Annotated in this window: 25 protein-coding genes; 18 read left to right on the top strand and 7 right to left on the bottom strand. The window is 42.4% G+C overall.

Annotated elements, in window-relative coordinates:
* The 3 genes from hutX (at position 1) to VPNCDNU1_RS04980 (ending at position 1,855) form a co-directional block, all read left to right on the top strand.
* Entirely contained in the window at positions 1-522 is a 522-nt protein-coding gene (hutX, locus tag VPNCDNU1_RS04970) for a heme utilization cystosolic carrier protein HutX (RefSeq protein WP_167404729.1), read from the top strand.
* Positions 523-621: 99 nt separating this feature from the next.
* Positions 622-1,152 (top strand): heme utilization protein HutZ, encoded by a 531-nt coding sequence (gene hutZ, locus VPNCDNU1_RS04975; protein WP_104399438.1) that lies wholly within the window; start codon positions 622-624, stop codon positions 1,150-1,152.
* Positions 1,153-1,402: 250 nt separating this feature from the next.
* Positions 1,403-1,855 (top strand): hypothetical protein, encoded by a 453-nt coding sequence (locus VPNCDNU1_RS04980; RefSeq protein ID WP_174715127.1) that lies wholly within the window; start codon positions 1,403-1,405, stop codon positions 1,853-1,855.
* A 66-nt stretch (positions 1,856-1,921) separates the two neighbouring features.
* Here the strand turns inward: VPNCDNU1_RS04980 and VPNCDNU1_RS04985 are convergent, their stop codons facing one another.
* Entirely contained in the window at positions 1,922-2,020 is a 99-nt protein-coding gene (locus VPNCDNU1_RS04985) for a MetS family NSS transporter small subunit (RefSeq protein ID WP_104399330.1), read from the bottom strand.
* On the bottom strand, positions 2,017-3,483 hold the full coding sequence (locus tag VPNCDNU1_RS04990; RefSeq protein ID WP_104399331.1) for a sodium-dependent transporter: 1,467 nt from the start codon (positions 3,481-3,483) through the stop codon (positions 2,017-2,019). Before VPNCDNU1_RS04990 ends, VPNCDNU1_RS04985 begins: the two co-directional genes overlap by 4 nt.
* 578 nt (positions 3,484-4,061) lie before the next feature.
* On the opposite strand from VPNCDNU1_RS04990, the gene cydH reads away from it, so the two are divergent.
* Both cydH and VPNCDNU1_RS05000 read left to right on the top strand, forming a co-directional pair.
* Complete coding sequence (gene cydH, locus VPNCDNU1_RS29300; protein WP_104399332.1) at positions 4,062-4,154, top strand: cytochrome bd-I oxidase subunit CydH; 93 nt, start codon at positions 4,062-4,064, stop codon at positions 4,152-4,154.
* A 12-nt stretch (positions 4,155-4,166) separates the two neighbouring features.
* Entirely contained in the window at positions 4,167-5,324 is a 1,158-nt protein-coding gene (locus tag VPNCDNU1_RS05000; RefSeq protein ID WP_104399333.1) for a patatin-like phospholipase family protein, read from the top strand.
* 119 nt (positions 5,325-5,443) lie between these two features.
* On the opposite strand, the gene pyk is transcribed toward VPNCDNU1_RS05000, so the two are convergent.
* Positions 5,444-6,889, bottom strand: coding sequence for a pyruvate kinase (pyk, locus tag VPNCDNU1_RS05005; protein ID WP_104399334.1), 1,446 nt, complete (start codon positions 6,887-6,889; stop codon positions 5,444-5,446).
* Positions 6,890-7,144: 255 nt separating this feature from the next.
* Between pyk and mlc the strand changes: the two genes are divergently transcribed.
* Both mlc and VPNCDNU1_RS05015 read left to right on the top strand, forming a co-directional pair.
* On the top strand, positions 7,145-8,359 hold the full coding sequence (mlc, locus tag VPNCDNU1_RS05010; protein WP_104399439.1) for a sugar metabolism global transcriptional regulator Mlc: 1,215 nt from the start codon (positions 7,145-7,147) through the stop codon (positions 8,357-8,359).
* Between the two features lie 102 nt (positions 8,360-8,461).
* Positions 8,462-9,400: a chemotaxis protein CheV gene (locus tag VPNCDNU1_RS05015; protein ID WP_104399335.1), complete on the top strand. Its 939-nt coding sequence runs from the start codon at positions 8,462-8,464 to the stop codon at positions 9,398-9,400.
* A 239-nt stretch (positions 9,401-9,639) separates the two neighbouring features.
* Here VPNCDNU1_RS05015 and VPNCDNU1_RS05020 read toward each other — a convergent pair whose 3' ends face one another.
* Positions 9,640-10,383: a YciK family oxidoreductase gene (locus tag VPNCDNU1_RS05020; protein ID WP_104399336.1), complete on the bottom strand. Its 744-nt coding sequence runs from the start codon at positions 10,381-10,383 to the stop codon at positions 9,640-9,642.
* A 144-nt stretch (positions 10,384-10,527) separates the two neighbouring features.
* Here VPNCDNU1_RS05020 and sohB point away from each other — a divergent pair, with 144 nt between their 5' ends.
* From sohB to pyrF, 7 genes are all read left to right on the top strand, one after another.
* Complete coding sequence (sohB, locus tag VPNCDNU1_RS05025; protein WP_104399337.1) at positions 10,528-11,589, top strand: protease SohB; 1,062 nt, start codon at positions 10,528-10,530, stop codon at positions 11,587-11,589.
* Between the two features lie 212 nt (positions 11,590-11,801).
* Positions 11,802-12,479 carry a (d)CMP kinase gene (gene cmk / locus VPNCDNU1_RS05030; RefSeq protein WP_104399338.1) on the top strand — a complete coding sequence of 226 codons (678 nt, stop codon included), beginning with the start codon at positions 11,802-11,804 and terminating at the stop codon, positions 12,477-12,479.
* Between the two features lie 109 nt (positions 12,480-12,588).
* A complete protein-coding gene (rpsA, locus tag VPNCDNU1_RS05035; protein WP_101112027.1) occupies positions 12,589-14,259 on the top strand; it encodes a 30S ribosomal protein S1 in 1,671 nt (556 codons plus the stop codon).
* Between the two features lie 66 nt (positions 14,260-14,325).
* On the top strand, positions 14,326-14,622 hold the full coding sequence (ihfB, locus tag VPNCDNU1_RS05040; protein ID WP_167404719.1) for an integration host factor subunit beta: 297 nt from the start codon (positions 14,326-14,328) through the stop codon (positions 14,620-14,622).
* A gap of 148 nt (positions 14,623-14,770) precedes the next feature.
* Positions 14,771-15,043: a LapA family protein gene (locus VPNCDNU1_RS05045; protein ID WP_104399339.1), complete on the top strand. Its 273-nt coding sequence runs from the start codon at positions 14,771-14,773 to the stop codon at positions 15,041-15,043.
* 11 nt (positions 15,044-15,054) lie between these two features.
* Positions 15,055-16,224 (top strand): lipopolysaccharide assembly protein LapB, encoded by a 1,170-nt coding sequence (gene lapB / locus VPNCDNU1_RS05050; protein WP_104399340.1) that lies wholly within the window; start codon positions 15,055-15,057, stop codon positions 16,222-16,224.
* Positions 16,225-16,300: 76 nt separating this feature from the next.
* Positions 16,301-16,996, top strand: a complete 696-nt coding sequence (pyrF, locus tag VPNCDNU1_RS05055; protein WP_104399341.1) for an orotidine-5'-phosphate decarboxylase — start codon at positions 16,301-16,303, stop codon at positions 16,994-16,996.
* 104 nt (positions 16,997-17,100) lie between these two features.
* Here the strand turns inward: pyrF and miaE are convergent, their stop codons facing one another.
* Complete coding sequence (miaE, locus tag VPNCDNU1_RS05060; RefSeq protein ID WP_104399440.1) at positions 17,101-17,877, bottom strand: tRNA isopentenyl-2-thiomethyl-A-37 hydroxylase MiaE; 777 nt, start codon at positions 17,875-17,877, stop codon at positions 17,101-17,103.
* Positions 17,878-17,943: 66 nt separating this feature from the next.
* A complete protein-coding gene (locus VPNCDNU1_RS05065; RefSeq protein ID WP_101112033.1) occupies positions 17,944-18,708 on the bottom strand; it encodes a DNA repair protein in 765 nt (254 codons plus the stop codon).
* 396 nt (positions 18,709-19,104) lie between these two features.
* Between VPNCDNU1_RS05065 and cysB the strand changes: the two genes are divergently transcribed.
* Both cysB and VPNCDNU1_RS05075 read left to right on the top strand, forming a co-directional pair.
* Positions 19,105-20,079, top strand: a complete 975-nt coding sequence (cysB, locus tag VPNCDNU1_RS05070; protein ID WP_104399342.1) for an HTH-type transcriptional regulator CysB — start codon at positions 19,105-19,107, stop codon at positions 20,077-20,079.
* Between the two features lie 55 nt (positions 20,080-20,134).
* Complete coding sequence (locus VPNCDNU1_RS05075) at positions 20,135-21,337, top strand: methyltransferase (protein ID WP_104399343.1); 1,203 nt, start codon at positions 20,135-20,137, stop codon at positions 21,335-21,337.
* Between the two features lie 52 nt (positions 21,338-21,389).
* On the opposite strand, the gene ald is transcribed toward VPNCDNU1_RS05075, so the two are convergent.
* Positions 21,390-22,514 carry an alanine dehydrogenase gene (gene ald, locus VPNCDNU1_RS05080; protein ID WP_104399344.1) on the bottom strand — a complete coding sequence of 375 codons (1,125 nt, stop codon included), beginning with the start codon at positions 22,512-22,514 and terminating at the stop codon, positions 21,390-21,392.
* 155 nt (positions 22,515-22,669) lie between these two features.
* On the opposite strand from ald, the gene lrp reads away from it, so the two are divergent.
* Positions 22,670-23,164 carry a leucine-responsive transcriptional regulator Lrp gene (gene lrp / locus VPNCDNU1_RS05085; RefSeq protein ID WP_004406045.1) on the top strand — a complete coding sequence of 165 codons (495 nt, stop codon included), beginning with the start codon at positions 22,670-22,672 and terminating at the stop codon, positions 23,162-23,164.
* A gap of 233 nt (positions 23,165-23,397) precedes the next feature.
* Positions 23,398-26,280: a DNA translocase FtsK gene (locus tag VPNCDNU1_RS05090; RefSeq protein WP_104399345.1), complete on the top strand. Its 2,883-nt coding sequence runs from the start codon at positions 23,398-23,400 to the stop codon at positions 26,278-26,280.
* Positions 26,281-26,311 lie beyond the last annotated feature (31 nt).

Below are 26,311 nucleotides of genomic sequence, written 5' to 3' on the forward strand. Positions count from 1 at the left end.
ATATTGGAAATAATTATGGAAAAAAATGAACTAAAGCAGAAAGTCGTACAGATTTTAGAGCAAGACCCAACATTGTTACCTGTTTCTGTTGCGGAGCAGCTTGGGGTTTCTGAGCATGATGTTGTTCGCTCTCTGCCTGAAGGTATGGCGACAATGATTGATGGTGAATTTGCGCAGGAACTTCTAGAAGGGCTTGTAGGGTGGGGACCTGTAACCACCATTGTTCACTCAATGGGATCCATTTTTGAAGTGAAAGCCCCTTTCCCGAAAGGAAAAGTAGCACGAGGCTACTACAACCTAATGGGAGATAAAGGCGAAATGCATGGTCATTTGAAATTGGACCTTGTGAAAAGCATTGCGCTTGTCAGTAAGCCGTTTAGGGGTAAAGAAAGTCATTACTTTGGATTTTTTACAGAGCAAGGTGACAGCATCTTTAAAATTTACCTAGGGCGCGACGAAAATCGGAAGTTGCTTCCGGATCAGGTAGAGAAATTTAACGGGCTTAAAAAGCAGTACGTCTAAATTACATAGTCACACGCTACGCCACATAAATGGGGTTCCATATATTAATAAACTTAAAGTAGCGTGCTAGATTGAGATTAAGTGGTAGGAGAGAAAATGATGGATCAAGTTGTTAAGCAAGAGCGTCTTCAAACGCGTTTGGGGCCAGAAATTAAAGAATTTCGTGCAGAGCGAAAAACACTTCAACTGGCTACGGTAGATGGCGAAAACCGACCAAATGTTAGTTATGCTCCTTTTGTTCAGAATGAGAACGGATATTTCGTTTTGATTTCTGAGATTGCTCGTCACGCTAGAAACCTAGGTCAAAACCCTCAAGTTTCGATCATGATGATTGAAGATGAAGATTCATCTAAGCAATTGTTCGCACGTAAGCGCTTAACCTTTGACGCTACAGCATCAGTTGTTGATAGAGAAGAAGCACTTTGGGGAGAAGTTGTCGATCAAATGAGAGAGCGATTTGGCGATATCATTGATGGTCTTAGCCAGCTTCAAGATTTTAAACTCTTTAAACTAACGCCAATACAAGGGTTGTTTGTTAAAGGTTTTGGTCAGGCGTTCCAAGTATCTGGTGATGATTTGGTTGATGTGGTACATCTTCAAGAAGGTCACAAAAAAGTCGAACAAGACTAAGTTCTGTTCAACAGACTTAACTCTTCGCTAAGTGAAGAGGCAGAGAAAAAGATCAGCAATGCTGGTCTTTTTTTGTTTTTCACACCTATTGCAAACGGACATCTCCACAACAACAAGGTGTAGTCGCTCGAATATCATCGTGTTTATAAGCTCTAGTTTAATGTTTTGACAGAAACCTTACTTCTTTCCTATTTACCCTTCCAATAGTTTTACGCACAATCCGCGCAATGAAAATATGTGAGGATTGAAAATGAAGCGAATTATGTTATCGCTTAATACTTTGTCGCTAAGACCACAATCTCTAAGCGTATTCGCGCTGACAATGGGAATATCTCTAACTGCAATGGCTGAGTCGTCACCAAGTGGAGATTGGAAGCTTGGTATGGCAATCGATCAAGGGCTAAGTGCGGTTGCTCAATATCAAGACACCTATAATTTTGCTATTGGCAATCATGGTGTGTCTGCCGACTATCTACTGAAGAAAGGGCGCTTTGAATCCTCTGAAGTTCCATTTACTTGGTATTTTGGTGCAGGTGGTTGGATTGGGTGGGAAGAAAGCTTTGGTCCAAGACTGCCTGTGGGGCTAGATTGGGATTTTGCTAATGGCTGGGACGCCTATGCTCAATTAGCACCAGGGTTAAATGTGCATAAAGGATTGAATCTAGGTTTAGATGCTTCGTTAGGCATTCGTTATGCGTTTTGAGCAAATTGCAGAATAAAAAATGCCGGCTACATAAGCCGGCATTTAGCGTAATTTAAGTAGAGATTTTTAGTCTTGCTTATTCATTGCACGTTTGATGCAGATGGCAGCGCCACCCCAAGTAATGCCTAAGCCTAAAACCATCATGATGATTGCACTTGTTGTCATGCTTTGCTCTCCTTACTGCTGGTAACGTTAATAATTAGACCGAATACAAATAATGCAGCAATGAGTGCCCAACCTAGCGTTAGGTCGTAGCCACCATAGCCTTCCGTGAATAGTGCGCTCAGTTTAGTAACCAAAATAATCGCCAAAATCACTGGAGTGATGAAACGTAAGCATATATCGAACCATTGACCGATTGAGAAATCCGATGTGGAATTTACGTACACACGTACATCGCCAACTTTATTCAACAGCCAAGCCATCAATAAGATTTCAATAAAGCCACCCAGCATAATGCCAACGTTGTTCGCGAAATGGTCAACCAAATCAAGTAGCAACAAACCACCATTGGTTGCAAATGCCATCGAAACAACAAGACCGACACCGATTACAATATTGGCTGCCTTCTTACGGCTCCAGTTTAGCTTGTCCATAATGGCAGATGTCACGGCTTCCATAATGGAGATGTGGGAGCTCAAACCAGCTACAACAAGGGCAAAGAAGAACAGAGGACCAAGAATATAAGGTGCTGGAAGTAGGTTAATGGCGGCTGGAAGCGTTACGAAAGCCAAGCCAACACCTGCTGAAACGACTTCAGTAAGCGGCTTACCTTGCTCCTGAGCCATATAGCCCAATACAGAAAATATCATGATACCTGCAAGGATCGAGAACCCGCAGTTAATCAAAACAGTCATGAATGCGTTGTTTGTTATGTCTGACTTTTCAGGAAGGTAGCTTGAATAAGCGAGCATAATGGCAAAACCAATACTCAGGGTGAAAAAGATTTGACCATATGCGGCGGCCCAAACTTTTACGTCCCAAATCTTACTGAAATCAGGTTCAAACATGTAGTTCACACCATCCAGAGCGCCTGGAAGGAACACCATGCGCCCAATCAGTGCGATAACCATGATGAATAAAACAGGCATCATGATCTTAGAAGCACGTTCGATACCGGCTTTTACGCCCCCAACGATTGCGGCATAGGTGATTCCCCAAGCAATAAGCATCGCAATGGCAATTTTCCATTGAATACTGCCTAGATTCGTCGGTGAGTTGTCGCCGAGTTGCAAGTATTCGCTGAAGAAGAATGCATTAGTATCTTCTCCCCACTCCTGAGTGAACGACATTCCAAAATAAGAGATCGCCCAGCCAATAACGGCAACGTAGTACACTGCAATAACAGCGGCCACACCAACTTGGAACCAACCAAGCCATTCAAATTTTGAATGTATTTTTGCGAGTGTTTTCGGTGCGGAACCACGATATTTCTGACCCATACTGAACTCTAGGATCATGAATGGGATACCAGCGGTGATCATGGCAAAAAGGTATGGAATAAAAAATGCGCCGCCACCGTTCTCGTAGGCCATGTAAGGGAAACGCCAAATGTTCCCTAGCCCGATTGCTGACCCTACTGCGGCAAGAATAAAGCCCGCACGGGATCCCCATTGTTCTCGTTTCATTATTTAACTCCTAACGACGTCACTAAGATCAACATTTTCACCACAAAACGGATCCCTTTTATATTTTGTTATTGCTCTTGAGTCATATGAACCATATGAATTGTATGCTAAATGGCAATATCTTAGGGTTTAATTCTATTCTGTGAGTTATAACTTAGTGATTAATTCTGATTGTTACGATGTGTGTGTGCATATTCTGGAATATTCCGCTATGCATAGAGTCGAGACTACCCATTAACCAGTTGTAAGGCAATAGTTTCTATTGTGTAGATAGTTGGTTTCTACTTGTCTTTAATTTGACATAATCCTGATAATTTAGTGAATGATTCTGATTCATTGTTATATTTACTTCTTATAAAACTATTATTTACCAATTAATAAAAATTAATAACTTTGGTTGTGAAAAGTTCATTTGACGGAAAAAACAGCAAGTAATGATGTTTGTGTCCTGAATTCATCTAAATGTGATGAAAGAATTCAAATGTGATACTGGCAGCATACTTAAAACGTGGATAACGAGATGTCTTGAATGGAAGTGTATCTGCTGTTATTAATTTGTTAATAACCGGAGGTGATGTATGGACTTTGATTTTAAATTTGCCCTTGGAGCAACCATCGTTGTTTTTACTGTGCTAGTGGCGTTTGCAGTTATAGCCATTACAACTGCTTAAGATTAGTCATGTATGAGTAATACAGGGGTAGTAACCGACTCTAGCACTAATGTTAATACTCAACGTTTACAAAAATACTTTGGTGGTAATACAGCGCTAGTTGCCCAAGGCGGTGGGCAACGCGGAATTTTTACCGCCGGTGTTTTAGATGCATTCCTCCTCTCTGATTTTGATCCCTTCAATACTTACTACGGCACTTCTGCTGGCGCTTTGAACTTATGTGCTTATATCTGTAGGCAAGCTGGGCTAGGTCGTTCATTTCTGCTCGATCTGACTACTCAGCCAGAATTTTTCAGCCTGTTTGGCTATATCCGAAACAAACAAACACTCGATATTGATTGGGCGTTGGATAAAGTTAGCCATTACCCATACAAGCTCGATGTTGATCTAGGCAGAAACCAATTAGCAGGGAAAAATGCTTTTGCTTCGGTAACGGATGCCGTTCATTTACAGGATCACTATCTTCCTATGCTTGAAGATAACTGGGTTAATGTGCTCAAAGCGACATGCGCCATACCTAGGCTGTATAAAGGGGAGGTGGTGATTGATGGCACAAGATACCTTGATGGTGGAGTCTCTGCTTCTATTCCCGTTCAGGAAGCATGGAGGACCGGAAGCCGGTGTATTGTTGTGATTAGAACGGAACCGTTTGAACAAGAAATGCCGAAGGGTGATGTTCCCGTTGCGGTGAGTGACGGCATGCCTATTTGGTTGCGTCAATCTGTTGATGCTCTGCAAAACCAATGGGATAGTAAAGTTCAAGAATGGAAAAGCGATTGGTCTGATTTCTTCATTGAAAAATTTAATCAATCTGCGCAACAAAACAAATTGCTTTCTCAAGCAAGGCTTTTGAATGGTGGACGATGGCTATTTGGCGCGGGCGATGTTTATCGTTTGAGTCATATGTTGGGGGAAACATTCGATTCTGGCTTAGCTGATATGTTAATGGTGCATTATCAGACTTACTCATTAACACAACAATTTCTGACTTCGCCTCCCGATGATTGTTTCATTCTTCAGATCCACCCAGAATCCCCACTTGAGTCCACGTCTCTACTTAGTGATCGTGAAGCCCTTTTGGCTGACTATGAGCTTGGTTTAAAAGCTGGCAATAATTTCGTAAATACATATTTGCAAGCTGAGTCGAACCTGAAACCACGATCTGCATAGTTTTAAAAGATTATGATGGAAGAAAGAGCAAGTTAGAGGATCTTTTTAACCTGCTCTTTCTATGCCTGTATCAAAGTGCTTGCTGCGATTTAAGTGACGTTCTTTTTAGATCAATTTACCTATCGTACTTCAATGATTCTCATACAGTTGGTTGAGCCAATAAGGTCCATTACGTCACCTTGCGTAATAATGACAGTATCACCAACATCCAATAGGCCTTTTTCTTTTAATGCTTCCAGAGCAGAGTAGGTCGTATCTAAGCCTGATGCACCATCGCTACCAAAGTAAACGGGAGTGACACCACGATATAAAGTGCATCGATTAAGGGTATCTTCATTACGAGACAGAGCGAAGATGGGGAGTCCGGAACTTAAGCGAGACATCATGAGTACAGTTTTACCTGATTCCGTTAGGCTAACCATCGCTTTTACACCGTCAAGGTGGTTTGCGGCATACATGGTTGCCATAGAGATAGTTTCAGATGCCGACTCAAATTTCGTTTCTAAGCGGTGCCCTGATACATTGAGTGAAGGCATTTTTTCTGCACCAATACACACTTCAGCCATAGATTTAACGGTTTCGACCGGATATTTCCCCGCTGCAGTTTCCCCAGAAAGCATTACAGCGTCAGTGCCATCAAGTACCGCATTGGCGACATCCATAACTTCAGCCCGGGTAGGAAGTGGATTCTCAATCATGGATTCCATCATCTGGGTTGCCGTTATAACCGTTCTATTGAGTCTTCGAGCACGCAGTATGAGCTGTTTTTGTACCCCTACGAGTTCTGGATCTCCGATTTCAACACCGAGATCGCCCCTCGCGACCATAACCGCGTCTGACGCGGAAATAATATCATCCATACTTTCTTCGTCTTCAACGGATTCCGCTCGTTCTACTTTGGCAACCAACTTTGCACTCAGCCCAGCGTCGGTGGCGAGCCTGCGAGCATATCTCATATCTTCACCATTACGAGGGAAGGAAACCGCGAGGTAATCGACTTTTATTTTGGCAGCAGTAAGTATGTCCGCTTTGTCTTTATCTGTAAGCGCTTCTGCAGACAGTCCGCCCCCTTTTTTATTTATTCCTTTGTTGTTTGAAAGAGGTCCACCGACAAGAACTGTTGTGTGAACTCTAGTATTTTCTACTGACACGACCTTCAACTGAACGCGACCATCATCTAGAAGAAGGACATCTCCTTTGGATACATCTTTTGGCAACTCTTTATAGTCAACGCCGACTGATACGACCGATCCTTCTCCAGGTGGCAGTTCAGCATCTAAGACAAATTTTGCTCCAACTTCTAAGTTGACCTTATTGTCTTCAAATGTTGATACCCGAATTTTAGGACCTTGTAAGTCACCTAATATGGCGACGTGTGTTCCAAGTTTTGCTGCGATTTGTCGGACTTTTTGCGCGCGTTGTATGTGATCTTCTGAACTTCCGTGAGAAAAGTTCATTCTTACAACATTAGCGCCTGCTTCGATTATCTCTTCTAAATTATTGCCCTTATCTGTGGAAGGACCCAAGGTAGCAACAATTTTGGTTCGTCTGAGTAATTTAGACATATCATTCTCCGTTTGATCGCGATTATTCCGTGCTTTTTGCTTTTGTAAGAACAAGTGTAGCGATTAGGAGATATTTTCGTGCGCAAAAAAACATCGACTTGATCACTATTCTAGGCTTTAAAAAATGTCTAAATTCAAACTTGTATAAAAAGATCTGATAGATACGTGATGGGAGTCACGACGATGGATCAAGCCGCTTCACAATTACTTTTCAAAGTAAAAAAATTAGTGGGTTTACAATCGTCGGAGTTTTCTATGTACATGGCTCAACCAGGCCATATTGATCATATCAAGCAGGTCAATGCTGGCCGTGTATATAAATTGATAGACCTTAAAGGTCCTATTTCTCGTATAGACTTATCCAAAACCAGCGAGCTGGCACCAGCCAGCATTACTAAAATTACCAGAGAGCTCATTGATGCTCACTTAATTCACGAAACGACGGTTCAAGAAGCGACAAGCCGTGGTCGCCCTGCTGTTGGTCTCCAAACCGATAATGAAGGATGGCAGTTTCTGTCTATGCGCTTGGGGCGTGGCTATCTAACGATTGCGCTGCATGAGCATGGCGGTTCTGTGTTGGTGGATACAAAAATCACCATTGAGGAAATAGAGCAAGAAGATGTGTTGGAAAGGCTTCTTCATGAAATTGAAGAATTTTTCCAAGGCTACTCCGACAAACTCGACCGGGTAACGAGCATTGCGCTTACCCTCCCAGGCTTAGTGGATTCCGATAAAGGTGTGGTTTTGCAAATGCCACATTACAATGTGAATAACTTAGCCTTAGGACCTGAAATCTATAAAGCGACAGGGCTACCTGTGTTTATTGCAAATGATACCCGTGCTTGGGCGCTGGCTGAAAAGTTATTTGGCAACTCTCAAAGCGTGGATAACTCGGTTCTGATTTCAATTCATCATGGTTTAGGCGCAGGTATTATACTGGATGGGCGGGTTTTACAAGGGCGTCATGGCAATATCGGAGAACTGGGGCATATCCAAATCGACCCGAAAGGTAAGCAGTGTCATTGTGGCAATACCGGCTGTCTTGAAACACTCGCTAGCTCAAAAGCCCTTAGAGAAGTTGTTTCTGCTCGAATTGAAAAAGGTGATCCAACTTCCATACCTCACGATGATGTCACCGTAGAAAGCATTTGCGAAGCAGCTGAGTCGGGTGATGCATTAGCCATTGAAGAAATACAGCAATTAGGACGTTATCTTGGGGCAGCAGTTGCTATTGTCATCAACTTGTTTAACCCCGAAAAAGTGTTAATTGGTGGTGTGATTAACCAAGCAAGATCAATTTTGTTTCCAGTGATTCAAGAATGTATCGAGACTCAAACCTTGCCAGTTTATCATCAAGATCTACAATTGGAGGAGAGTCGTTTCTATACAGAAGCAACAATGCCGGGTGCAGCCTTGATTAAACAAGCTATGTACGATGGTCAACTACTCATGAAAGTGGTTGAAGGCTAAGCTAATCCTGTATAGGTTGAGCCTGATTTGTTGGTTCACAATATGGCGCAGATGCAATTGATGCTGTACTCTGTAATTATTGATTAATGAGTGAGAAACCTTATGTCTGGAGTATTAAGCAGCGTTGACCAAAGAACACAACTAGTCGGTGAAAACCGATTGGAGTTGTTATTGTTCCAGCTCAATAGCTCACAAATCTTTGCTGTAAACGTTTTTAAGGTCCGTGAAGTCTTAAAACTTCCTCCGCTCACCAAATTGCCAGGCTCACATCATTATATTACCGGTGTTGCTTCATTGCGGGGGGAATCCCTACCTGTTATCGATCTTCGCGCAGCTATTGGTTTTAGACCCATGCAAGATGAAGAAGAGCAAAACTTGATCATCACCGAGTACAATCGAACGATTCAAGGCTTTCTAGTTGGTCAGGTAAGAAACATCATAAACACCGCTTGGACTGAAATTCAGCCGCCGCCAAAAACTGCGGGTCGCGCTAACTACTTAACCGCAATCACCAACATTGTCGAAAACGAACAGAAGCGTATCGTTGAAATTATTGATGTTGAAAAAGTATTGGCTGAAATCGTTGATTATGACGTGTCTATTTCTGATGGCGTCTTAGATGAAGACCTATCACAACAGATGGCGGGTCGGAAAATCCTTATCGTAGATGATTCGTCTACGGCAAGAAACCAAGTGAAAGGTACTCTAAGTCAACTTGGATTAGAGATTTTGGAGTGTAATGATGGCTTAGAAGCGCTAACTCTTCTCAAGTCTTGGTGTGATGAAGGAAAAGATGTTGCTAGAGAGCTGCTTCTTATGATTACCGATGCTGAGATGCCAGAAATGGATGGCTACAAACTGACGCATGAAGTTCGAAGTGACCCGCGTATGAAGGATTTATATATCACTCTGAATACCTCTTTAAGCGGAAGTTTCAATGAAGCGATGGTTGAAAAAGTAGGGTGTAATAAGTTTATATCTAAGTTTCAGCCCGACGTTTTGGTAAAAGTAACCCAAGATAGGTTGAGAGACATTCTTTAGAAAAACCCGGCAATCGCCGGTTTTTTTGTTTTATGAACATCTAGAATCTACAAATTCTGCTTTCAGATATTTATACCAATCGTAGTAAGTAATTACTCATTCTAGCTTGTTAAAACACTCGATAACTGCGTTAAAAAATTTGTTTGTAGAATAACTACTTATCGATTTTTTTTACCTTGTTCTCAAGCGTTTTTCCTTCGCTATTTATGAACTCTTACTTACTGTAATTGGTATTATTGCTATTTTTTAGGCTGTGCGTCGATGCATTGCCCGTTAACCGCTTTACCTTCTGGAGCCATCAAATATAAATACAACGGCATAATGTCTAAAGGTGTTTTTAGCAGCTCGATATCTTCTGCTGGATAGGCTTTTGCTCGCATTCCTGTTCGAGTACCACCTGGGTTTATAGCGTTGACTTGAACGTTTGTTTCTTCTAGCTCATCAGCTAACACTTGCATCATTCCTTCGGTCGCAAATTTGGACATTGCGTATGTCCCCCAGAAAGCGCGACCATCATGTCCAACAGTTGAAGAAGTAAAGACAATTCGAGCATCTGGGGATTTTTTAAGCAGAGGCAATGTCGCTTGCGTCATTAGAAATTGAGCCTTCACGTTGACTTGCATAACATCGTCGTACGTATCTTCCCCAATTTGGTCAAATGGGCTAATAACACCCAATACGCTAGCATTGTGTAGAACACCATCTAAACGTCCGAATTGACCTTCAATGGTTTCGACCATATCAATATAGTTTTGCTTGCTAGCGCCTTTCATATCAAGGGGAATAATGGCAGGTTGAGGAGCACCCAAAGCTTCAATTTCATCATAAGTTTCTTCTAGTTTTGCGACGGTTCGACCAAGTAATATTATGGTTGCACCATGTTGTGCATAACTTAATGCCGCTTGCTTCCCTATACCAGCACCTGCACCGGTCACTAAAATTACTCTTCCTTCTAGGGCTTTCTCTGAGATTGAATAATCCACTTTTCTCACCTTGTATATTGAATCTTTAACCACCTTGCCTACTCATAAGTATTTGATAGGTCATCAAGGTATTTCGGTTTTAACTATTGGTAATCGTGACAAGATCGTTACAATACACCAATTCATTCTTTTGGGGATATCACATTGGAATTTTTGTTAGATTACGGATTATTTTTAGCTAAGATCGTCACAATACTGGCAGCGGTCGTAGTTTTGCTGGTGGTTGTAAAATCAGTAAGCGGAAAACAGGCTGGCGCAAAAGGCGAGCTTGAAGTGACAAACCTGACTGAGCGATACGAGCACAGTGTTGAACAGTTAGAACATCATTTACATGATGACGCTTATCTAAAAGCCAAGCATAAAGCAGATAAGAAAGCGCAAAAAGAAAAGGATAAAGAGCGAGAAAAAGAAGTCAAAAAAGCGGCAAAAGGTGGTGAGCTAGAAGCAAACCGGAAGCCGCATTTGTTTGTACTTGATTTTAACGGTTCGATCGACGCGAAAGAAGTGGCAGCGCTTCGTGAAGAAATCAGTGCCATTATCGCTGTAGCGCAAGACGGCGATGAAGTATTGGTGAAACTTGAATCTGGTGGAGGAATGGTACATGCGTATGGTTTGGCGTCTTCTCAGCTTGACCGACTAAAAGCAGCAAACCTTCCATTAACCATTTCTGTCGATAAAGTTGCGGCAAGCGGCGGGTATATGATGGCGTGTGTAGCCGATAGGATCATTTCCGCACCATTTGCTGTAGTCGGATCAATCGGCGTTATTGCTCAGTTGCCTAACTTCAATAAACTGCTTAAAAAGCATGATATTGACTATGAGCAACTGACTGCAGGTGAGTATAAGCGCACCTTAACCATGTTTGGTGAGAATACTGATAAGGCCCGTGAGAAATTTAAAGAAGAGTTGGAAGAAACCCATGGTTTGTTCAAAAACTTTATTCGTGAGCGCAGACCGTCTCTTGAATTAGATAAAGTAGCAACGGGTGAGCATTGGTTTGGTACGCAGGCAAAAGACCTTGGATTAGTCGATGAGATATCGACGTCCGACGATTTGGTTATGCAGGCTTGCAAAGATAAAACAGTCTTAGCGATCCATTATGTTCAAAAGAAAAAGTTATCTGACAAGCTTACAGGTGCTAGTGCAGACATTGTTGATAACGTGATCATGAAGTGGGTATCGAAAGGTCAAAGACCAATACTTTAAGCTATAATTTAGCAAGGTCTTATATTTAGAAGAAAAGTCCGTTTGGTGTAAGTGATATTACAATTTCTCGAATAAACAGAAAGTTGTAGAACTCACACACCATATTTACGGACTTTTTTGTGTTTTATTCACCATAGCTTTCGGTATAATAGCGCGCCGATAAAAGTGAACACTCATTATAGTGTTTGCTACAAACGAAAACGGAGAAAAACATGTCCCTTCAACCTCCAGTCATTACAGTAGACGGTCCAAGCGGTGCAGGTAAAGGCACGCTTTGTATGTTGTTGGCGGAAAAATTAGGCTTTCATTTGTTGGATTCCGGAGCGATATATCGGGTATTGGCTCTAGCAGCGATCCACCATGGTGTCGATACGAGTTCGGAAGAAGCTCTGGTTCCGATTGCTACCCATTTAGATGTACAATTTATTGCTGAAGGTGATTTGGTTAAAGTCATCCTTGAAGGCGAAGATGTTTCTAAAGAACTTCGCAAAGAAACGACTGGCGATGCAGCATCAAAAATTGCCGCTTTGCCTCGTGTAAGAGAAGCATTGTTGCGTCGTCAACGCTCTTTCGCTACGGAGCCTGGCTTGGTGGGTGATGGTCGAGATTTAGGCACGGTTGTATTTCCGTCTGCTATTGCCAAGATCTTTTTAGATGCAAGTGCAGAAGAAAGAGCGAATCGCCGCTACAAGCAGTTGCAAGAAAAGGGGCATGATGTTAAATTTGATGACCTTTTACGCGAGATCCAAGACAGAGACGACCGTGATCGTAATCGAGCGGTTGCACCGTTGCGTCCTGCGGATGATGCGCTAGTGCTTGATTCTACATTGCTTTCTATTGACGAAGTGGTGGTTCAAGCGCTTGAATTTATTGAATCTAAATTGTCTTGATAACGATATTAAGGCAATAGGACTGTTGGTCGCAAGGATGATGACCGGCATTTTTATCAACCCCATGCGGTAGGATACCCGTGGAAGTTTAATTATTGAAGATCAAATAATGACTGAATCTTTTGCTCAACTCTTTGAAGAGTTTCTAAACGAGACTGAATTCCAACAAGGTACTATTGTTAAAGGTACTGTGGTAGCTATCGAGAACGGTTTCGTTCTTGTTGATGCTGGTCTTAAGTCTGAGTCTGCTATCCCTGCTGAACAATTCAAGAACGCTGCTGGCGAACTTGAAGTTGAAGTTGGTACTGAAGTAGATGTTGCGCTAGACGCTGTTGAAGATGGTTTCGGTGAAACTCAACTTTCTCGTGAGAAAGCGAAGCGTCACGAAGCTTGGATCGTGCTTGAGAAAGCATACGAAGAAGCTGAAACTGTTGTTGGTGTTATCAACGGTAAAGTTAAAGGCGGTTTCACCGTTGAACTAAACGGTATCCGTGCTTTCCTACCTGGTTCACTAGTAGACGTACGTCCTATTCGCGACACTGCTCACCTAGAAAACAAAGAGCTAGAGTTCAAAGTAATCAAGCTAGACCAGAAGCGTAACAACGTTGTTGTTTCTCGTCGTGCGGTTATCGAATCTGAAAACAGCGTTGAGCGTGACGAGCTTCTTGAAACTCTTCAAGAAGGTACTGAAGTTAAAGGTATCGTTAAGAACCTTACTGACTACGGTGCATTCGTTGACCTTGGTGGTGTTGACGGTCTTCTACACATCACAGACATGGCTTGGAAGCGTGTTAAGCACCCATCTGAGATCGTGAACGTTGGTGATGAAATCCTAGTTAAAGTTCTTAAGTTCGACCGTGACCGCACTCGTGTATCACTAGGTCTTAAGCAACTAGGCGAAGATCCATGGGTAGCAATCGCTAAGCGTTACCCAGAAGGTCACAAGCTTTCTGGTCGTGTAACTAACCTAACTGACTACGGTTGCTTCGTTGAAATCGAAGAAGGCGTTGAAGGTCTAGTTCACGTTTCTGAAATGGATTGGACTAACAAGAACATTCACCCATCTAAAGTTGTTAATGTTGGCGACGAAGTTGAGGTTATGGTTCTTGAGATCGACGAAGAACGTCGTCGTATTTCTCTAGGTCTTAAGCAATGTAAAGCTAATCCATGGCAGTCATTCGCTGAAGCTCAAGCTAAAGGCGACAAAGTTACTGGTAAGATCAAGTCTATCACTGACTTTGGTATCTTCATCGGTCTAGAAGGCGGCATCGACGGTCTTGTTCACCTATCTGACATTTCTTGGAATGTTGCTGGTGAAGAAGCAGTACGTGAGTACAAGAAAGGCGATGAAATCTCTGCAGTTGTTCTAGCAGTAGATGCAGAGCGTGAGCGTATTTCTCTTGGCGTTAAGCAAATGGAAAACGACCCGTTCAACGCATACGTTGCTGACAACAAGAAAGGTACTCTAGTAAACGGTACTGTAACTGCAGTTGACGCAAAAGGTGCTACAATTGAACTTGTAGAGGGCGTTGAAGGTTACATCCGTGCTTCTGAAGTATCTCGTGACCGTATCGAAGATGCGTCTCTAATCCTAAGCGTTGGTGACAGCGTTGAAGCGAAGTTCACAGGTGTAGACCGTAAGAACCGCGTAATCAACCTATCTATCAAAGCTAAAGATGAAGCTGAAGAGCAAGAAGCAATGGCTTCACTGAATAAGTCTGAAGACGGCGGATTCGGTAATGCTATGGCTGATGCATTCAAGGCTGCTAAAGGCGAATAAGAAATCGCTTAAGGGGAGCCATTAGGCTCCCTTTTTTTCGATAAGTGCCTTTTTGATACCATTGAAATGAGGGGAACTATGACTAAGTCTGAACTAATTGAAAGACTCTGCGCGCAGCAAACACATCTTTCTGCAAAAGAAGTAGAAGATGCCGTCAAGGATATACTTGAACATATGGCGTCAACCCTAGAGAGCGGAGATCGTATTGAAATCCGTGGTTTCGGTAGTTTCTCACTGCACTATCGAGAGCCAAGAATGGGTCGTAATCCTAAAACTGGTGAAAAAGTTGAGCTGGAAGGTAAGTATGTCCCTCACTTTAAGCCGGGTAAAGAATTGCGTGAACGCGTAAATATCCACGGCTAATCACCTTTTGGTGTTATAGAAAAGCGGCATGCATCTCGTATGCCGCTTTTTTATAACTAAATTGCTCATATTCCATCAATTCCGGATGGTTTGATAATTCAATTTCCTGCATAATCTAACCCTTAAGCTTATTTTGGAGTAGTGATTTATGAAAATTATAAAAATAATCTTGGTGATTGCTCTTGTATTGATTGCCTTAGCATTAGGTGCTCAAAATCAGCAAGTTGTATCATTTAACTACTTACTTGCTAAAGGCGAATTTCATCTCTCATTGCTCTTAGGTTTGGTGTTTGTTGCAGGGTTTGGTCTTTCGGCTCTTATTTTTGGTAGTTTGCAATTTAAATACAAACTCACCATTCGTAAGTTGAAGAAGCAGCTTAACAAACAACCAGCGATAGAGAAGCAACAAAGTAACGCCTAAGGCAACCTTGAATGCTTGAACTTCTCTTCTTGTTGTTACCGATTGCCGCTGCCTATGGTTGGTACATGGGTAATCGCAGTGCGAATTTCGACAAGCAGAAACAATCTAATCAAATTTCCCGACAGTACGTTACGGGATTAAACCTCTTACTTTCTGATCAATCGGATAAAGCGGTCGACCACTTTATTGAGCTCCTTCAGGTCGACGATGAAACGATTGACACGCATTTAGCATTAGGTAACCTTTTCCGATCACGTGGTGAAGTTGATCGAGCTATTCGTATCCACCAAAATCTTATTTCACGTCCTGGTTTGACCATTGATCAAAAAAATATTGCTCTGCAACAGCTTGCGAAAGATTTTATGGTATCTGGTCTCCTTGATCGTGCAGAAAAGATATTTATGCAGCTTTTGGACGAGCCTGATCACCGAGAAGCAGCCCTTAATCAATTGGTCGTCATATTCCAACAAACCAGAGAGTGGAGTAAAGCTATCGAATATGCTTCAGCATTGGTCAAATTAGGCAGGAAGCGAATCAAAAAAGATATTGCCCACTACTATTGTGAATTGGCTATGCAAGAGCAAGGGGAGGGAAATACCAAGAAATCAATTAACCTCCTCAAGAAAGCTCTAACAGAAGACTCTCATTGTGTTCGGGCGAGTATCACTCTAGGTAAAATATACCTTTCTCAGGAAGATTACATAAATACAGTTCGTTATTTAGAGCAGGTTATTGATCAAGATATCGATTTTGTAGGGCAGGTATTACCTACCATTGCTGAATGTTACCAAAAGCTAGATAGAGAAGGCGATTTACTAGCAATTTTACATCGTTGTATTGAGAAAAAAGCAGGAGTATCTGCAGAACTTATGCTTGCTCAGCTTGTGGCAAACCATGATGGTGTTGCCGCGGCACAGACTTTATTGACAAGGCAACTTGTTAAGAACCCAACAATGAAGGGCTTTTATCGATTGATGGATTATCATCTTGAGGAAGCTGAAGATGGAAGAGCAAAAGAGAGTTTAACAACGCTACAAGGAATGGTGGGTGAGCAGCTTAAAGTGAAGCCTCATCATCGATGCAGAAAGTGTGGCTTTTCTACCCGCTCTTTGTATTGGCATTGTCCATCTTGCAAGGGTTGGGGTACCATTAAGCCGATTCGCGGGTTAGATGGTGAATAGCAGGATTTAAAGACCACCGCTTATTGAGCGGTGGTTTAGTGTCTGAATGCAGACTAAATACAATTAGGAGAGAAAAGTGATCGACCAGAAAATCATCGTAGCACTTGATTATGACAAACAAGCGGATGCATTAGCGTTTGTTGATAAGATTGACCCAAGTTCATGCCGTCTGAAAGTTGGCAAAGAGATGTTTACTCTGTTTGGTCCTGAGTTTGTTCGTGAGCTTCATAAAAGAGGCTTCTCAGTATTTCTGGACCTCAAGTTTCACGATATCCCAAACACTTGCTCAAAAGCAGTACGAGCGGCTGCTGAATTAGGCGTATGGATGGTAAATGTCCATGCAAGTGGTGGTGAGCGCATGATGAGTGCTTCTCGTGAAATCCTGGAGCCTTATGGTAAGGATCGTCCACTATTGATTGGCGTAACTGTGCTCACAAGTATGGAACAATCCGACCTAGCAGGAATTGGTTTGGATATCGCGCCTCAGGAACAGGTTGTTCGCTTGGCGAGTCTGACTAAAAACGCTGGTTTAGATGGTGTAGTGTGCTCAGCACAAGAGTCATCGATGTTGAAATCAGAACTAGGGAAAGATTTCAAACTGGTTACTCCAGGTATTCGTCCAACAGGCTCTGCCATTGGTGACCAAAAGAGAATTATGACTCCTGTTGAGGCTATTGAAGCAGGGTCTGATTATTTAGTTATTGGCAGACCGATAACTCAAGCATTTGACCCAGCGAATGTTCTTTCAGATATCAACCAATCTTTAGTTTGAACCTAAAGTGGTTTGATACTAAAGATAGTGTTTAGTCCGATGTTAGGATTTACTAGTCGTTTATACTGATTTTGGGAAGCCCGCCAATTTGGCGGGCTTTTTGTCTATATGCGATTAGGGATACCACTATGAAACTTAAATTCTTTATCTGGGGTTGTGATTAATTCGGCTTCAACTCCGCCAAAAAATATCACTCTCTCTGTAATATCTTTTCCCGCAATTTGCTCTGCTAATGATAAATAGTCTTGATAGTGACGAGCTTCTGAGCGCAGTAGAGAGACATAAAACTTGCTGATATCGTCTTCCATATGTGGAGCCAATTTAGCAAAACGCTCACATGAACGAGCTTCGATATAAGCGCCGATTATCAGCTTATCGATCAATGTTTCCGGTTCATGAGTTTTCATATGCGAAAGCAGTCCTTTAGCATAGCGACTAGCCGATTCATTTCGATAAGTGATCCCACGATTAGCCATAATCTCAAGTACTTGGTAGAAGTGATGCAACTCTTCTTTTATCAACAACACCATTTTATCAATGAGATCTTGGCTGTATGGGGAGTCTCCTTTTGCTTTGATTGCTTTTGAGATACTACTCTTACCTTTGAGTGTTTCAATGGTTCCTATTTTGCGATAGGCAAAGTCCTCATAAGGTTTAAACCAGTCGAGCAGAGTATGAGCGCTGTCTTTGTCTACAGCATATTTTCGAATCAAATACATCGCTGATTGACCAGCTTTCAGTTCGCACATTAAGTGATCAAGTAATACGGTCGGTAGATTCTTCGGCTTTCTAGCTTCGTCTATCCACTCTATAGGTGTCTCGCATTGGAGAAAGGATTGGATAGGAGTAAGGAGCTTTTGGATATTTTCGTCTTCAATCATCATACTGCATCAATATAAAAAAGGTCGCATAATGCGACCTTTGATTTAAATAAGTCTTTGGTTAGTTTACCACTTTTTCTTTTCGCCGAAGAGGGCATCCATATCATCGTTACGTTCTTTCTCGTCTCGATCTTTAGCATGTTCTGCTTCTTTGTCTTGTCTTTTCTGATCCATGTCATCCAGCATGGCTTGCAGTTTTTCTTTAGCCTTATTGGAATATGAATCGTTTTTCGATGCCAGTGCATCTAGGCCTTTTTTCAAAAGCTGCTTTGCGGTACCAGCTTGTCCTCTCAACACCGAATCATTTGCGCGCTTAATAACGTTTTCGATATTGATGCGAACTTGTATTTGTTCCAAGCGAGAATTTTCCGCTACGTAAGCTTGAGTCTCAAAGCGACCTTTATTGTGCTCACTTCGAATAGTCTCACGCAATCGCTTCACAAGCTTAAGCATTATAATGGCTTGCTTATCGCTGCTAGGTACTTTAAACGAAGCCGTTTCACCACCCTGATAATTTTCTTTCAATTGCTGAATTTGAGATTGCATGTTGGCAACACGAGACTTCAACTGCTTATTTTTCGGATCTAGTTCAAACATAGATTCAAGTGCGTCAAGAATTCGCGTGTTCAAGCACACCAAAAGATCCTTACTGTATGGTAGGTGATGTGCATTCCCGATAAGGTCCTCTGTCGCATCAATAACTGCTAGATGCCGCGTGGACTCTTGTTTTTTTGCAGTCTCTACTTTCATGCGGTACTGAAGCATTATGTTGTAACCAATTACGAGAACCAACAAAATAGCAACAAGCGCGATTATTAAACCAATATTCATAAACTTAAGTCTGCGTTCCGTACAAAAAGCTAACCCCCGAGGATACACGATATCGTGTTGTTTCTATACCCGAGATAACAACAAACTTCATTATTATCCTTACTTAGAGGAAAATTAATGAAAAAATCAAATTTGCCCCAATTTATGCGGGGTCTATAGCAAAACCTACTTAATACTATAGTTGATAGTCAAACTCAGCACATAAGTATCTGCGTTTTTGCTGTCTTTTTTTAGCTGAAGGCGTTATAACTAATACTTATATACCTAAGCTACTTAGATGCTCGCTGAATCTAGCATCTTAAGGTGTTTTGGGTATATACCCAAGTGACTTTAACATTAAAATTATGTGAGGTTATTTGTGTATATAAATTTAGAGTAACGGAATACGGGGTAACGATGAAATTACAGCAACTGAAGTACATTGTTGAAGTTGTTAATCACAACTTGAACGTCTCAGCGACGGCAGAAAGCTTGTTCACCTCACAGCCAGGTATTAGTAAGCAAGTTCGTTTGCTAGAAGATGAACTTGGTATACAAATATTTGAGCGCAGCGGTAAGCACCTCACGCAGGTCACTGACGCTGGTGAAGATATAGTACGTATTTCAAGTGAAATATTGGCAAGGGTAGAAAGCATCAAGGCCGTTGCAGGGGAGCATACCCACCCAGAAATGGGAACGTTGAATATTTCTACTACTCATACCCAAGCACGTTACGCTTTACCTGATGTTATTAAAGGCTTTACGGCTCGTTATCCGAAGGTTTCTCTTCATATGCATCAAGGAACGCCTTCTCAAATGTCTGAAGCCGTTGCTAAAGGAACCGCAAATTTTGCTATTGCGACCGAGGCTCTGCATTTGTATCAAGATGCTATTATGCTTCCGTGCTATCACTGGAATCGTTCAATTGTAGTAACGAAAGACCATCCACTGGCTAAAAAAGAACATGTCACTATTGAAGATTTGTCGACATACTCTTTGGTTACCTATGTATTTGGGTTTACAGGGCGATCTGAGCTAGATACAGCATTTAACAATGCGGGTCTTACACCTCGTATTGTGTTTACCGCTACAGATGCTGATGTCATTAAAACTTATGTTCGTATGGGAATTGGTGTCGGGGTTATCGCTTCAATGGCCGTCGACAAAGCATTGGATTCAGATTTGGTCGCTATCGATGCTAGCCATATTTTTGGCGCAAGTACGACCAGTATTGGTTTCCGTCGAGGAACGTTCTTACGCTCATACATGTATGACTTCATGGAGCGATTTGCTCCTCATTTGACTCGTCCTGTTGTCGAACAAGCTATTTCATTAAAAAGTAATGTAGAAATAGAAGAGATGTTTAAAGACATCGATCTACCTGTTAGGTAAACCACTTTAACTCTCTTATGATTCCCCTTACAATCGCCCGATTCTAGGGGGAATCATGAATCAAACTTTCCAAAAGATCAGTTCATTATTGGCTTTGTACGATAGTGAATGGCGGTTTCAGCCATTCCACTTGAGTGATTACGCAGATTTTCCGTGGGATTTAAATTACCCCGGTCTAACCCCTTGGTTAAATGCTCTTTCTGAATCTGAAATCATTAATCTGAAGGCAAATACCTCCCGCTTGGTACAGGAAATCTCAAAATTTATTCCTGATTTAGCCGACTTACATGAGCTTTCTCACTTAAATAGATTACTACCATCCGAGTTAACACAGCTATCCAAGGGCTCTGAAGCTGGTATACCTGGGAGAAAGCTAAATCAGATACGCTTGATGAGCGATGCTTGCCTAAAAGGAAACGTTGGAAGGGAGTGGCTTGAGTGGTGTTCTGGTAAAGGCTTTTTGGGTCAGTTACTTGCATCAAACTCTACAATTCCAGTCACCAGTTTTGAATGGCAGAAAGCTTTATGTGAAAGCGGACAAGCTCTGGCGGACAAAAAAGGGCTAGCTATGCGCTTTGTTCAAGGAGATGCCCTCGAAAAGAGTGCTTCTCGGATTATGAAGCCAATTCAACACGCTGTTGCTCTACATGCCTGTGGAGATTTGCACGTTAACCTTATCAAGCGAGGGTGCGAAGTAGGTTTAAGCGAATTTTCTATCTCTCCCTGTTGCTATCACCTTATTCAGTCAGACTGTTACCTGCCTCTGTCATCAGAAGGTATTAAGTATGATATGAAGTTAACCAAAACCGAATTAAGAATACCTCTTCAAGCTACTGTAACTGGGGGAGCGCGAGTTCATCGTCATAGATTTAAAGAAATGAGTTATAGGCTTGGGTTGGACGCATACCTAAAAGAGCAGAAAGGGCATCATACCTACACAGCTATCCCTAGCATTAAGAAATCGATGTTGTCGGGTGGTTTTGAAGCGTTTTGCTTATGGGCTGAGAAGGAAAAAAATCTTGAATTGGGAACAATAGATTTTGAGTATTGGAATCGACGTGGTGAAGAGCGATTTTGGCAGATGGAGAGGTTAAGTCTAGTTCAACAAGTATTCCAAAGGCCACTAGAGCTTTGGCTCGTTTTAGATCGGGCTTTATATCTAGAAGAGAATGGGTATTCGGTGAGTGTGAATGAGTTTTGCGCCGAAGAAGATACCCCAAGAAACATACTCATACAGGCAAAAAAAAGACCCGCGTAAGCGAGTCCTTTTCGTCATCATTCAGCTAAGAATAACTAATAACATATTGTTCTTAGTTGAACATAGCGATAGCTTGCTTCGCTTCAACGTATTCTAAGTCGAAGCTTTCAGCTACTTCTTTGCAGGTTACTTTTCCGTGAATAACGTTTAGTCCTTCAAGTAGCCCCTCATCTGCAAGTAGCGCTTTCTCATATCCGTTGTTTGCGAGCTTAATAATGTAAGGTAATGTTGCATTATTCAGCGCAAAAGTAGACGTTCGTGCTACAGCTCCTGGCATATTTGCTACACAGTAGTGAACAACTTCGTCGACGATGTAAGTTGGTTCAGCATGTGTTGTAGCTTTTGAAGTTTCAAAACAACCACCTTGATCGATTGCAACATCCACTACCGCTGCACCTGGCTTCATGCGTTTGATGTGTTCTTTCGTGATCAGCTTAGGTGCTGCCGCACCAGGTATGAGTACTGCACCAATCACTAGGTCAGCTTCAAGTACATGTTTTTCAAGCGCATCTTCAGTAGAATAAACCACTTTTGCACGACCTTGGAACTCTTCGTCTAGCGCACGTAGGGTGTCAATGCTGCGGTCTAAGATGGTAACGTCTGCACGTAAACCCACCGCCATACGAGCTGCATTTGAACCTACTACGCCACCGCCAACGACCACAACTTTTGCTGGCTCAACGCCTGGAACACCACCTAAAAGCAGACCGCGACCACCGTGTGATTTCTCAAGAGTTTGAGCGCCAGCTTGAATCGACATACGACCTGCAACTTCAGACATTGGTGCTAAAAGTGGCAGACGACCCATATTATCTGTTACAGTCTCATATGCTATGCAGACAGCTTTGCTCTTGATAAGCTCTTCAGTTTGTGGAAAATCTGGTGCTAGGTGTAAATATGTGAACAATATTTGCCCCTCACGCAGCATAGCGCGCTCGACGGCTTGAGGTTCTTTAACCTTAACAATCATGTCTGCTTTCGTGAAAACGTCAGCAGCAGTAGGAAGAATGGATGCACCTACGGCAATATAGTCTTGATCGGAAAAACCGATACCACTACCGGCATTAGTTTCGACAATGACTTGGTGACCGTGAGAGACAAGTTCTCTCACACTGGATGGAATCATACCCACTCTGTATTCGTGGTTTTTGATTTCCTTCGGTACGCCAATAATCATCCTGACTCCTCAATATTTTTGGTTGTATTATCTATGTGTAGGGTAATTCTGTCGAATTAATATCTAGTATAGAGTTGTATTTGAAAAATTTGATACTGAATATTAAAAAGTTGTAGTATATTTTTTTGCAAGGAAGTAATAAGGTGGGATAAAAAATGGTGGATAACTATAAGAAGCCGTCCAAGGAATTAGATCGTATTGATAGAAACATTCTTAACGAACTTCAGAAAGATGGTCGTATTTCGAATGTAGAGTTATCTAAGAGAGTGGGATTATCTCCAACGCCATGTCTAGAACGTGTGCGTCGATTGGAGAGACAAGGATACATTACCGGATATACAGCTTTGCTGAATCCTCAGTATCTAGATGCATCGCTATTGGTATTTGTTGAGATTACGTTAAATCGAGGCGCACCAGATGTGTTCGAACAATTTAATCATGCAGTACAAAAGCTGGATGACATTCAAGAATGTCATTTAGTGTCAGGCGATTTTGACTATCTTCTAAAAACCCGTGTATCAGATATGAGTGCCTACCGTAAATTGTTGGGTGACACGCTTCTGCGTTTACCTGGCGTTAACGATACCCGCACATATGTGGTTATGGAAGAAGTTAAACAGACCAACCAGTTGGTTATTAAAACTCGATAAGTACAAAACGTAATTTCTGCTGTGTAGTGGCGAATTCGATTGAGATCTGGATTCAACTTCAGGAATTACGTTAATCAATTGTCCTTATTTTGTTCGGTAAACTACCCGTTTCTCGGGTTTGTGAACCGAACAGAGATTGGGTTTTATTGCTTGATGTGGTTAAATCATCTAACAAACCGAGCGGCTATTGCCGCTCGGTGCGTTTTTGAAATCAATAAGCATAAAGTTGGTATATGTTCAGAGAGAACAAAGAAAAGGTTGAAACCATTATAAAGTCCCAAGAAGAGACCTCATCTCCTCGATTAAATGGGCTACAACGACTTCGCGATTGCTGCTTCATATTAGGTTGTCTTACAGCGATTCTAATCTCTATTGCTTTACTTTCCTTTGACCCTGCCGATCCTTCATGGTCGCAAACCGCGTGGGGAGGCGAAGTGAAAAACCTAGGTGGGCAATTTGGAGCTTGGGTAGCAGACAGTCTTTTCTTTGTTTTTGGCTCAATAGCCTATCCTCTACCTATTGCTATCTCAGTGATGACTTGGGTGTTCTTTCGAAAAAGAGCAGAAGATGAACCCATCGACTTTATGTTGTGGGGAACGCGCCTTCTAGGGCTAACAGTCGTCATTATTACGAGTTGTGGTCTTGCCGATATCAATTTTGATGACATTTGGTATTTCTCATCAGGTGGCGTGATTGGTGACGTGATCACTAATCTGGCTTTACCCGCATTTAACTTGCTTGGCACAACACTTGTTCTGCTGTTTTTATGGGGAGCAGGTTTCACCCTCTTAACGGGCATTTCTTGGTTATCTATTGTTGAATGGTTAGGAAATTCGTTTATTTCATTCTGTGCATGGTTAATAAATTTGGTCCGCGGGTCTAAAGAAGAGCACATTAAACCTACATTGAAGGACCCAGAATTTAAAGATTCCGACCAACAAGAATCCATATCGCGTCCGTTGGATATGGAAAGCCCATACCAAGAGCCTGTTGGTGACATTGAACCGAATTTCTCTCAGTTAGATGATGACGATGGGCATGCTGAGTCAAGGTTCAACATTCACCTCCCACAAACGGTACACAGAGATGATTCTGATCATCTTCCTGTCAATGAACAAGTGGCTGAAACAAATGAGCCCGACAGTGGCGTGCTTGAGCAAAATGAAGAACGGGCACTTTCTCCCAATGCAACCATCGAAGAGCTTACTTATCAAGCCGAACAAGCGAACGATTATGCCGAAGGTGCAGATGCTGTCGCAGCAAGTGATATTCAGCTGAGCGAAAACTGGTCGGAAGTTGAAGAGGTGCAGCAAGACATACATGACTCTATTAACTTCGATAATGTTGATATAGAAGAGCGCACGCCAACAATTTCTGAGTTTGATAACGAATCCCACCTTATTGAAAAAGAAAGATCTTCTGAGGTAGAAGTAGAATCTTCATCTGACTCAAATGAGGAAACCATTGTACCTGTCGCAGCTTCTAGAGAAGAGGTTGAAGAAGTAGCGGAAAGCGACGCAGATGTTGCTGCATTCCAGTCATTGGTGGCGGATGCGCAACAAAATGTAGCCGCGAGTCAAAATCCGTTCCTTGTGCAAAAAGACCAAACATTACCCAAGCCCACTTCTCCTATGCCAACTCTTGAGTTGCTGTATCATCCGGAGAAACGTGAGAACCATATAGATAGAGCGGCTCTAGAAGAGATTGCTCGTTTGGTTGAATCAAAGTTAGCCGACTATAAGATTACCGCAAAAGTGGTTGATATTTTCCCAGGTCCGGTCATTACTCGTTTCGAGTTAGATTTGGCTCCAGGGGTAAAAGTAAGCCGCATATCTGGTCTGTCTATGGATTTAGCGCGCTCTTTATCTGCTATGGCAGTACGTGTGGTTGAGGTGATTCCGGGTAAACCTTATGTCGGATTGGAACTGCCCAATATGAGCCGCCAGACGGTATTCTTGTCAGACGTGATTAATAGCCCTCAATTTGAAAATGCTACCTCACCAACAACAGTGGTACTTGGTCAAGATATTGCGGGTGAAGCCGTTGTTGCCGACTTAGCTAAGATGCCACATGTGCTTGTTGCAGGTACGACGGGTTCTGGTAAGTCTGTCGGCGTGAATGTCATGATCTTAAGCATGCTCTATAAATCGAAGCCAGAAGATGTTCGATTTATTATGATCGACCCGAAAATGTTGGAGCTTTCGATTTACGAGGGTATTCCGCACCTGCTTTCGGAAGTGGTAACCGACATGAAAGATGCATCGAATGCTCTGCGTTGGTGTGTAGGTGAAATGGAACGTCGATACAAGCTCATGTCCGCTCTGGGTGTTAGAAACATCAAAGGGTTCAATGAAAAATTAAAAATGGCAGCGGACGCAGGACACCCAATCCATGACCCTCTATGGCAAGCGGGTGACAGCATGGACGAATTACCACCTTTATTAGAGAAGCTTCCCTACATTGTTGTCATTGTGGATGAATTTGCCGACCTCATGATGGTCGTCGGGAAAAAAGTGGAAGAGTTGATAGCCCGACTGGCGCAAAAAGCACGAGCCGCTGGTGTGCATTTGATTTTAGCAACGCAGCGTCCATCGGTTGATGTGATCACCGGCTTAATTAAAGCGAACATACCCACACGTGTTGCCTTTACGGTATCAACGAAAACAGATTCAAGAACCATTCTTGATCAAGGTGGTGCCGAGTCACTGCTTGGAATGGGTGACATGCTTTATCTTCCTCCAGGATCTAGCCACACGATTCGCGTTCACGGAGCATTTGCCTCCGACGATGATGTTCATGCCGTCGTTAATGATTGGAAAGCTCGTGGCAAACCTGAGTACATTGATGAAATCACTAACGGTGAACAGACAGCGGATACGTTGTTGCCCGGTGAGGCTATGGAAGCTGACGAAGATGTCGATCCATTGTTTGACCAAGTGGTAGAACACGTTGTGGAAAGCAGGCGTGGTTCTGTATCGGGTGTACAGCGTCGATTCAAGATTGGGTATAACCGCGCAGCTAGAATTGTGGAACAACTTGAAGCACAAGGTATTGTTAGTGCCCCGGGTCACAATGGTAATCGCGAGGTTCTTGCACCGCCACCAATTAAAGACTAGGTCAACAGGTTCTAATGAAACAGAGACAAAA

The sequence above is a fragment of the Vibrio penaeicida genome, assembly GCF_002933855.1.
GTDB classification, from domain to species: domain Bacteria; phylum Pseudomonadota; class Gammaproteobacteria; order Enterobacterales; family Vibrionaceae; genus Vibrio; species Vibrio penaeicida_A.

What these genes read in the sequence shown, in the direction of transcription:
- hutZ (WP_104399438.1), top strand. Translation starts at nt 622, where the DNA reads ATGGATCAAGTTGTTAAGCAAGAGCGTCTTCAAACGCGTTTGGGGCCA.
- VPNCDNU1_RS04980 (WP_174715127.1), top strand. Translation starts at nt 1,403, where the DNA reads ATGAAGCGAATTATGTTATCGCTTAATACTTTGTCGCTAAGACCACAA.
- VPNCDNU1_RS04985 (WP_104399330.1), bottom strand. Translation starts at nt 2,020, where the DNA reads ATGACAACAAGTGCAATCATCATGATGGTTTTAGGCTTAGGCATTACT.
- VPNCDNU1_RS04990 (WP_104399331.1), bottom strand. Translation starts at nt 3,483, where the DNA reads ATGAAACGAGAACAATGGGGATCCCGTGCGGGCTTTATTCTTGCCGCA.
- cydH (WP_104399332.1), top strand. Translation starts at nt 4,062, where the DNA reads ATGGACTTTGATTTTAAATTTGCCCTTGGAGCAACCATCGTTGTTTTT.
- VPNCDNU1_RS05000 (WP_104399333.1), top strand. Translation starts at nt 4,167, where the DNA reads ATGAGTAATACAGGGGTAGTAACCGACTCTAGCACTAATGTTAATACT.
- pyk (WP_104399334.1), bottom strand. Translation starts at nt 6,889, where the DNA reads ATGTCTAAATTACTCAGACGAACCAAAATTGTTGCTACCTTGGGTCCT.
- mlc (WP_104399439.1), top strand. Translation starts at nt 7,145, where the DNA reads ATGTACATGGCTCAACCAGGCCATATTGATCATATCAAGCAGGTCAAT.
- VPNCDNU1_RS05015 (WP_104399335.1), top strand. Translation starts at nt 8,462, where the DNA reads ATGTCTGGAGTATTAAGCAGCGTTGACCAAAGAACACAACTAGTCGGT.
- cmk (WP_104399338.1), top strand. Translation starts at nt 11,802, where the DNA reads ATGTCCCTTCAACCTCCAGTCATTACAGTAGACGGTCCAAGCGGTGCA.
- rpsA (WP_101112027.1), top strand. Translation starts at nt 12,589, where the DNA reads ATGACTGAATCTTTTGCTCAACTCTTTGAAGAGTTTCTAAACGAGACT.
- ihfB (WP_167404719.1), top strand. Translation starts at nt 14,326, where the DNA reads ATGAGGGGAACTATGACTAAGTCTGAACTAATTGAAAGACTCTGCGCG.
- VPNCDNU1_RS05045 (WP_104399339.1), top strand. Translation starts at nt 14,771, where the DNA reads ATGAAAATTATAAAAATAATCTTGGTGATTGCTCTTGTATTGATTGCC.
- lapB (WP_104399340.1), top strand. Translation starts at nt 15,055, where the DNA reads ATGCTTGAACTTCTCTTCTTGTTGTTACCGATTGCCGCTGCCTATGGT.
- miaE (WP_104399440.1), bottom strand. Translation starts at nt 17,877, where the DNA reads ATGATTGAAGACGAAAATATCCAAAAGCTCCTTACTCCTATCCAATCC.
- VPNCDNU1_RS05065 (WP_101112033.1), bottom strand. Translation starts at nt 18,708, where the DNA reads ATGAATATTGGTTTAATAATCGCGCTTGTTGCTATTTTGTTGGTTCTC.
- cysB (WP_104399342.1), top strand. Translation starts at nt 19,105, where the DNA reads ATGAAATTACAGCAACTGAAGTACATTGTTGAAGTTGTTAATCACAAC.
- VPNCDNU1_RS05075 (WP_104399343.1), top strand. Translation starts at nt 20,135, where the DNA reads ATGAATCAAACTTTCCAAAAGATCAGTTCATTATTGGCTTTGTACGAT.
- ald (WP_104399344.1), bottom strand. Translation starts at nt 22,514, where the DNA reads ATGATTATTGGCGTACCGAAGGAAATCAAAAACCACGAATACAGAGTG.
- lrp (WP_004406045.1), top strand. Translation starts at nt 22,670, where the DNA reads ATGGTGGATAACTATAAGAAGCCGTCCAAGGAATTAGATCGTATTGAT.
- VPNCDNU1_RS05090 (WP_104399345.1), top strand. Translation starts at nt 23,398, where the DNA reads ATGTTCAGAGAGAACAAAGAAAAGGTTGAAACCATTATAAAGTCCCAA.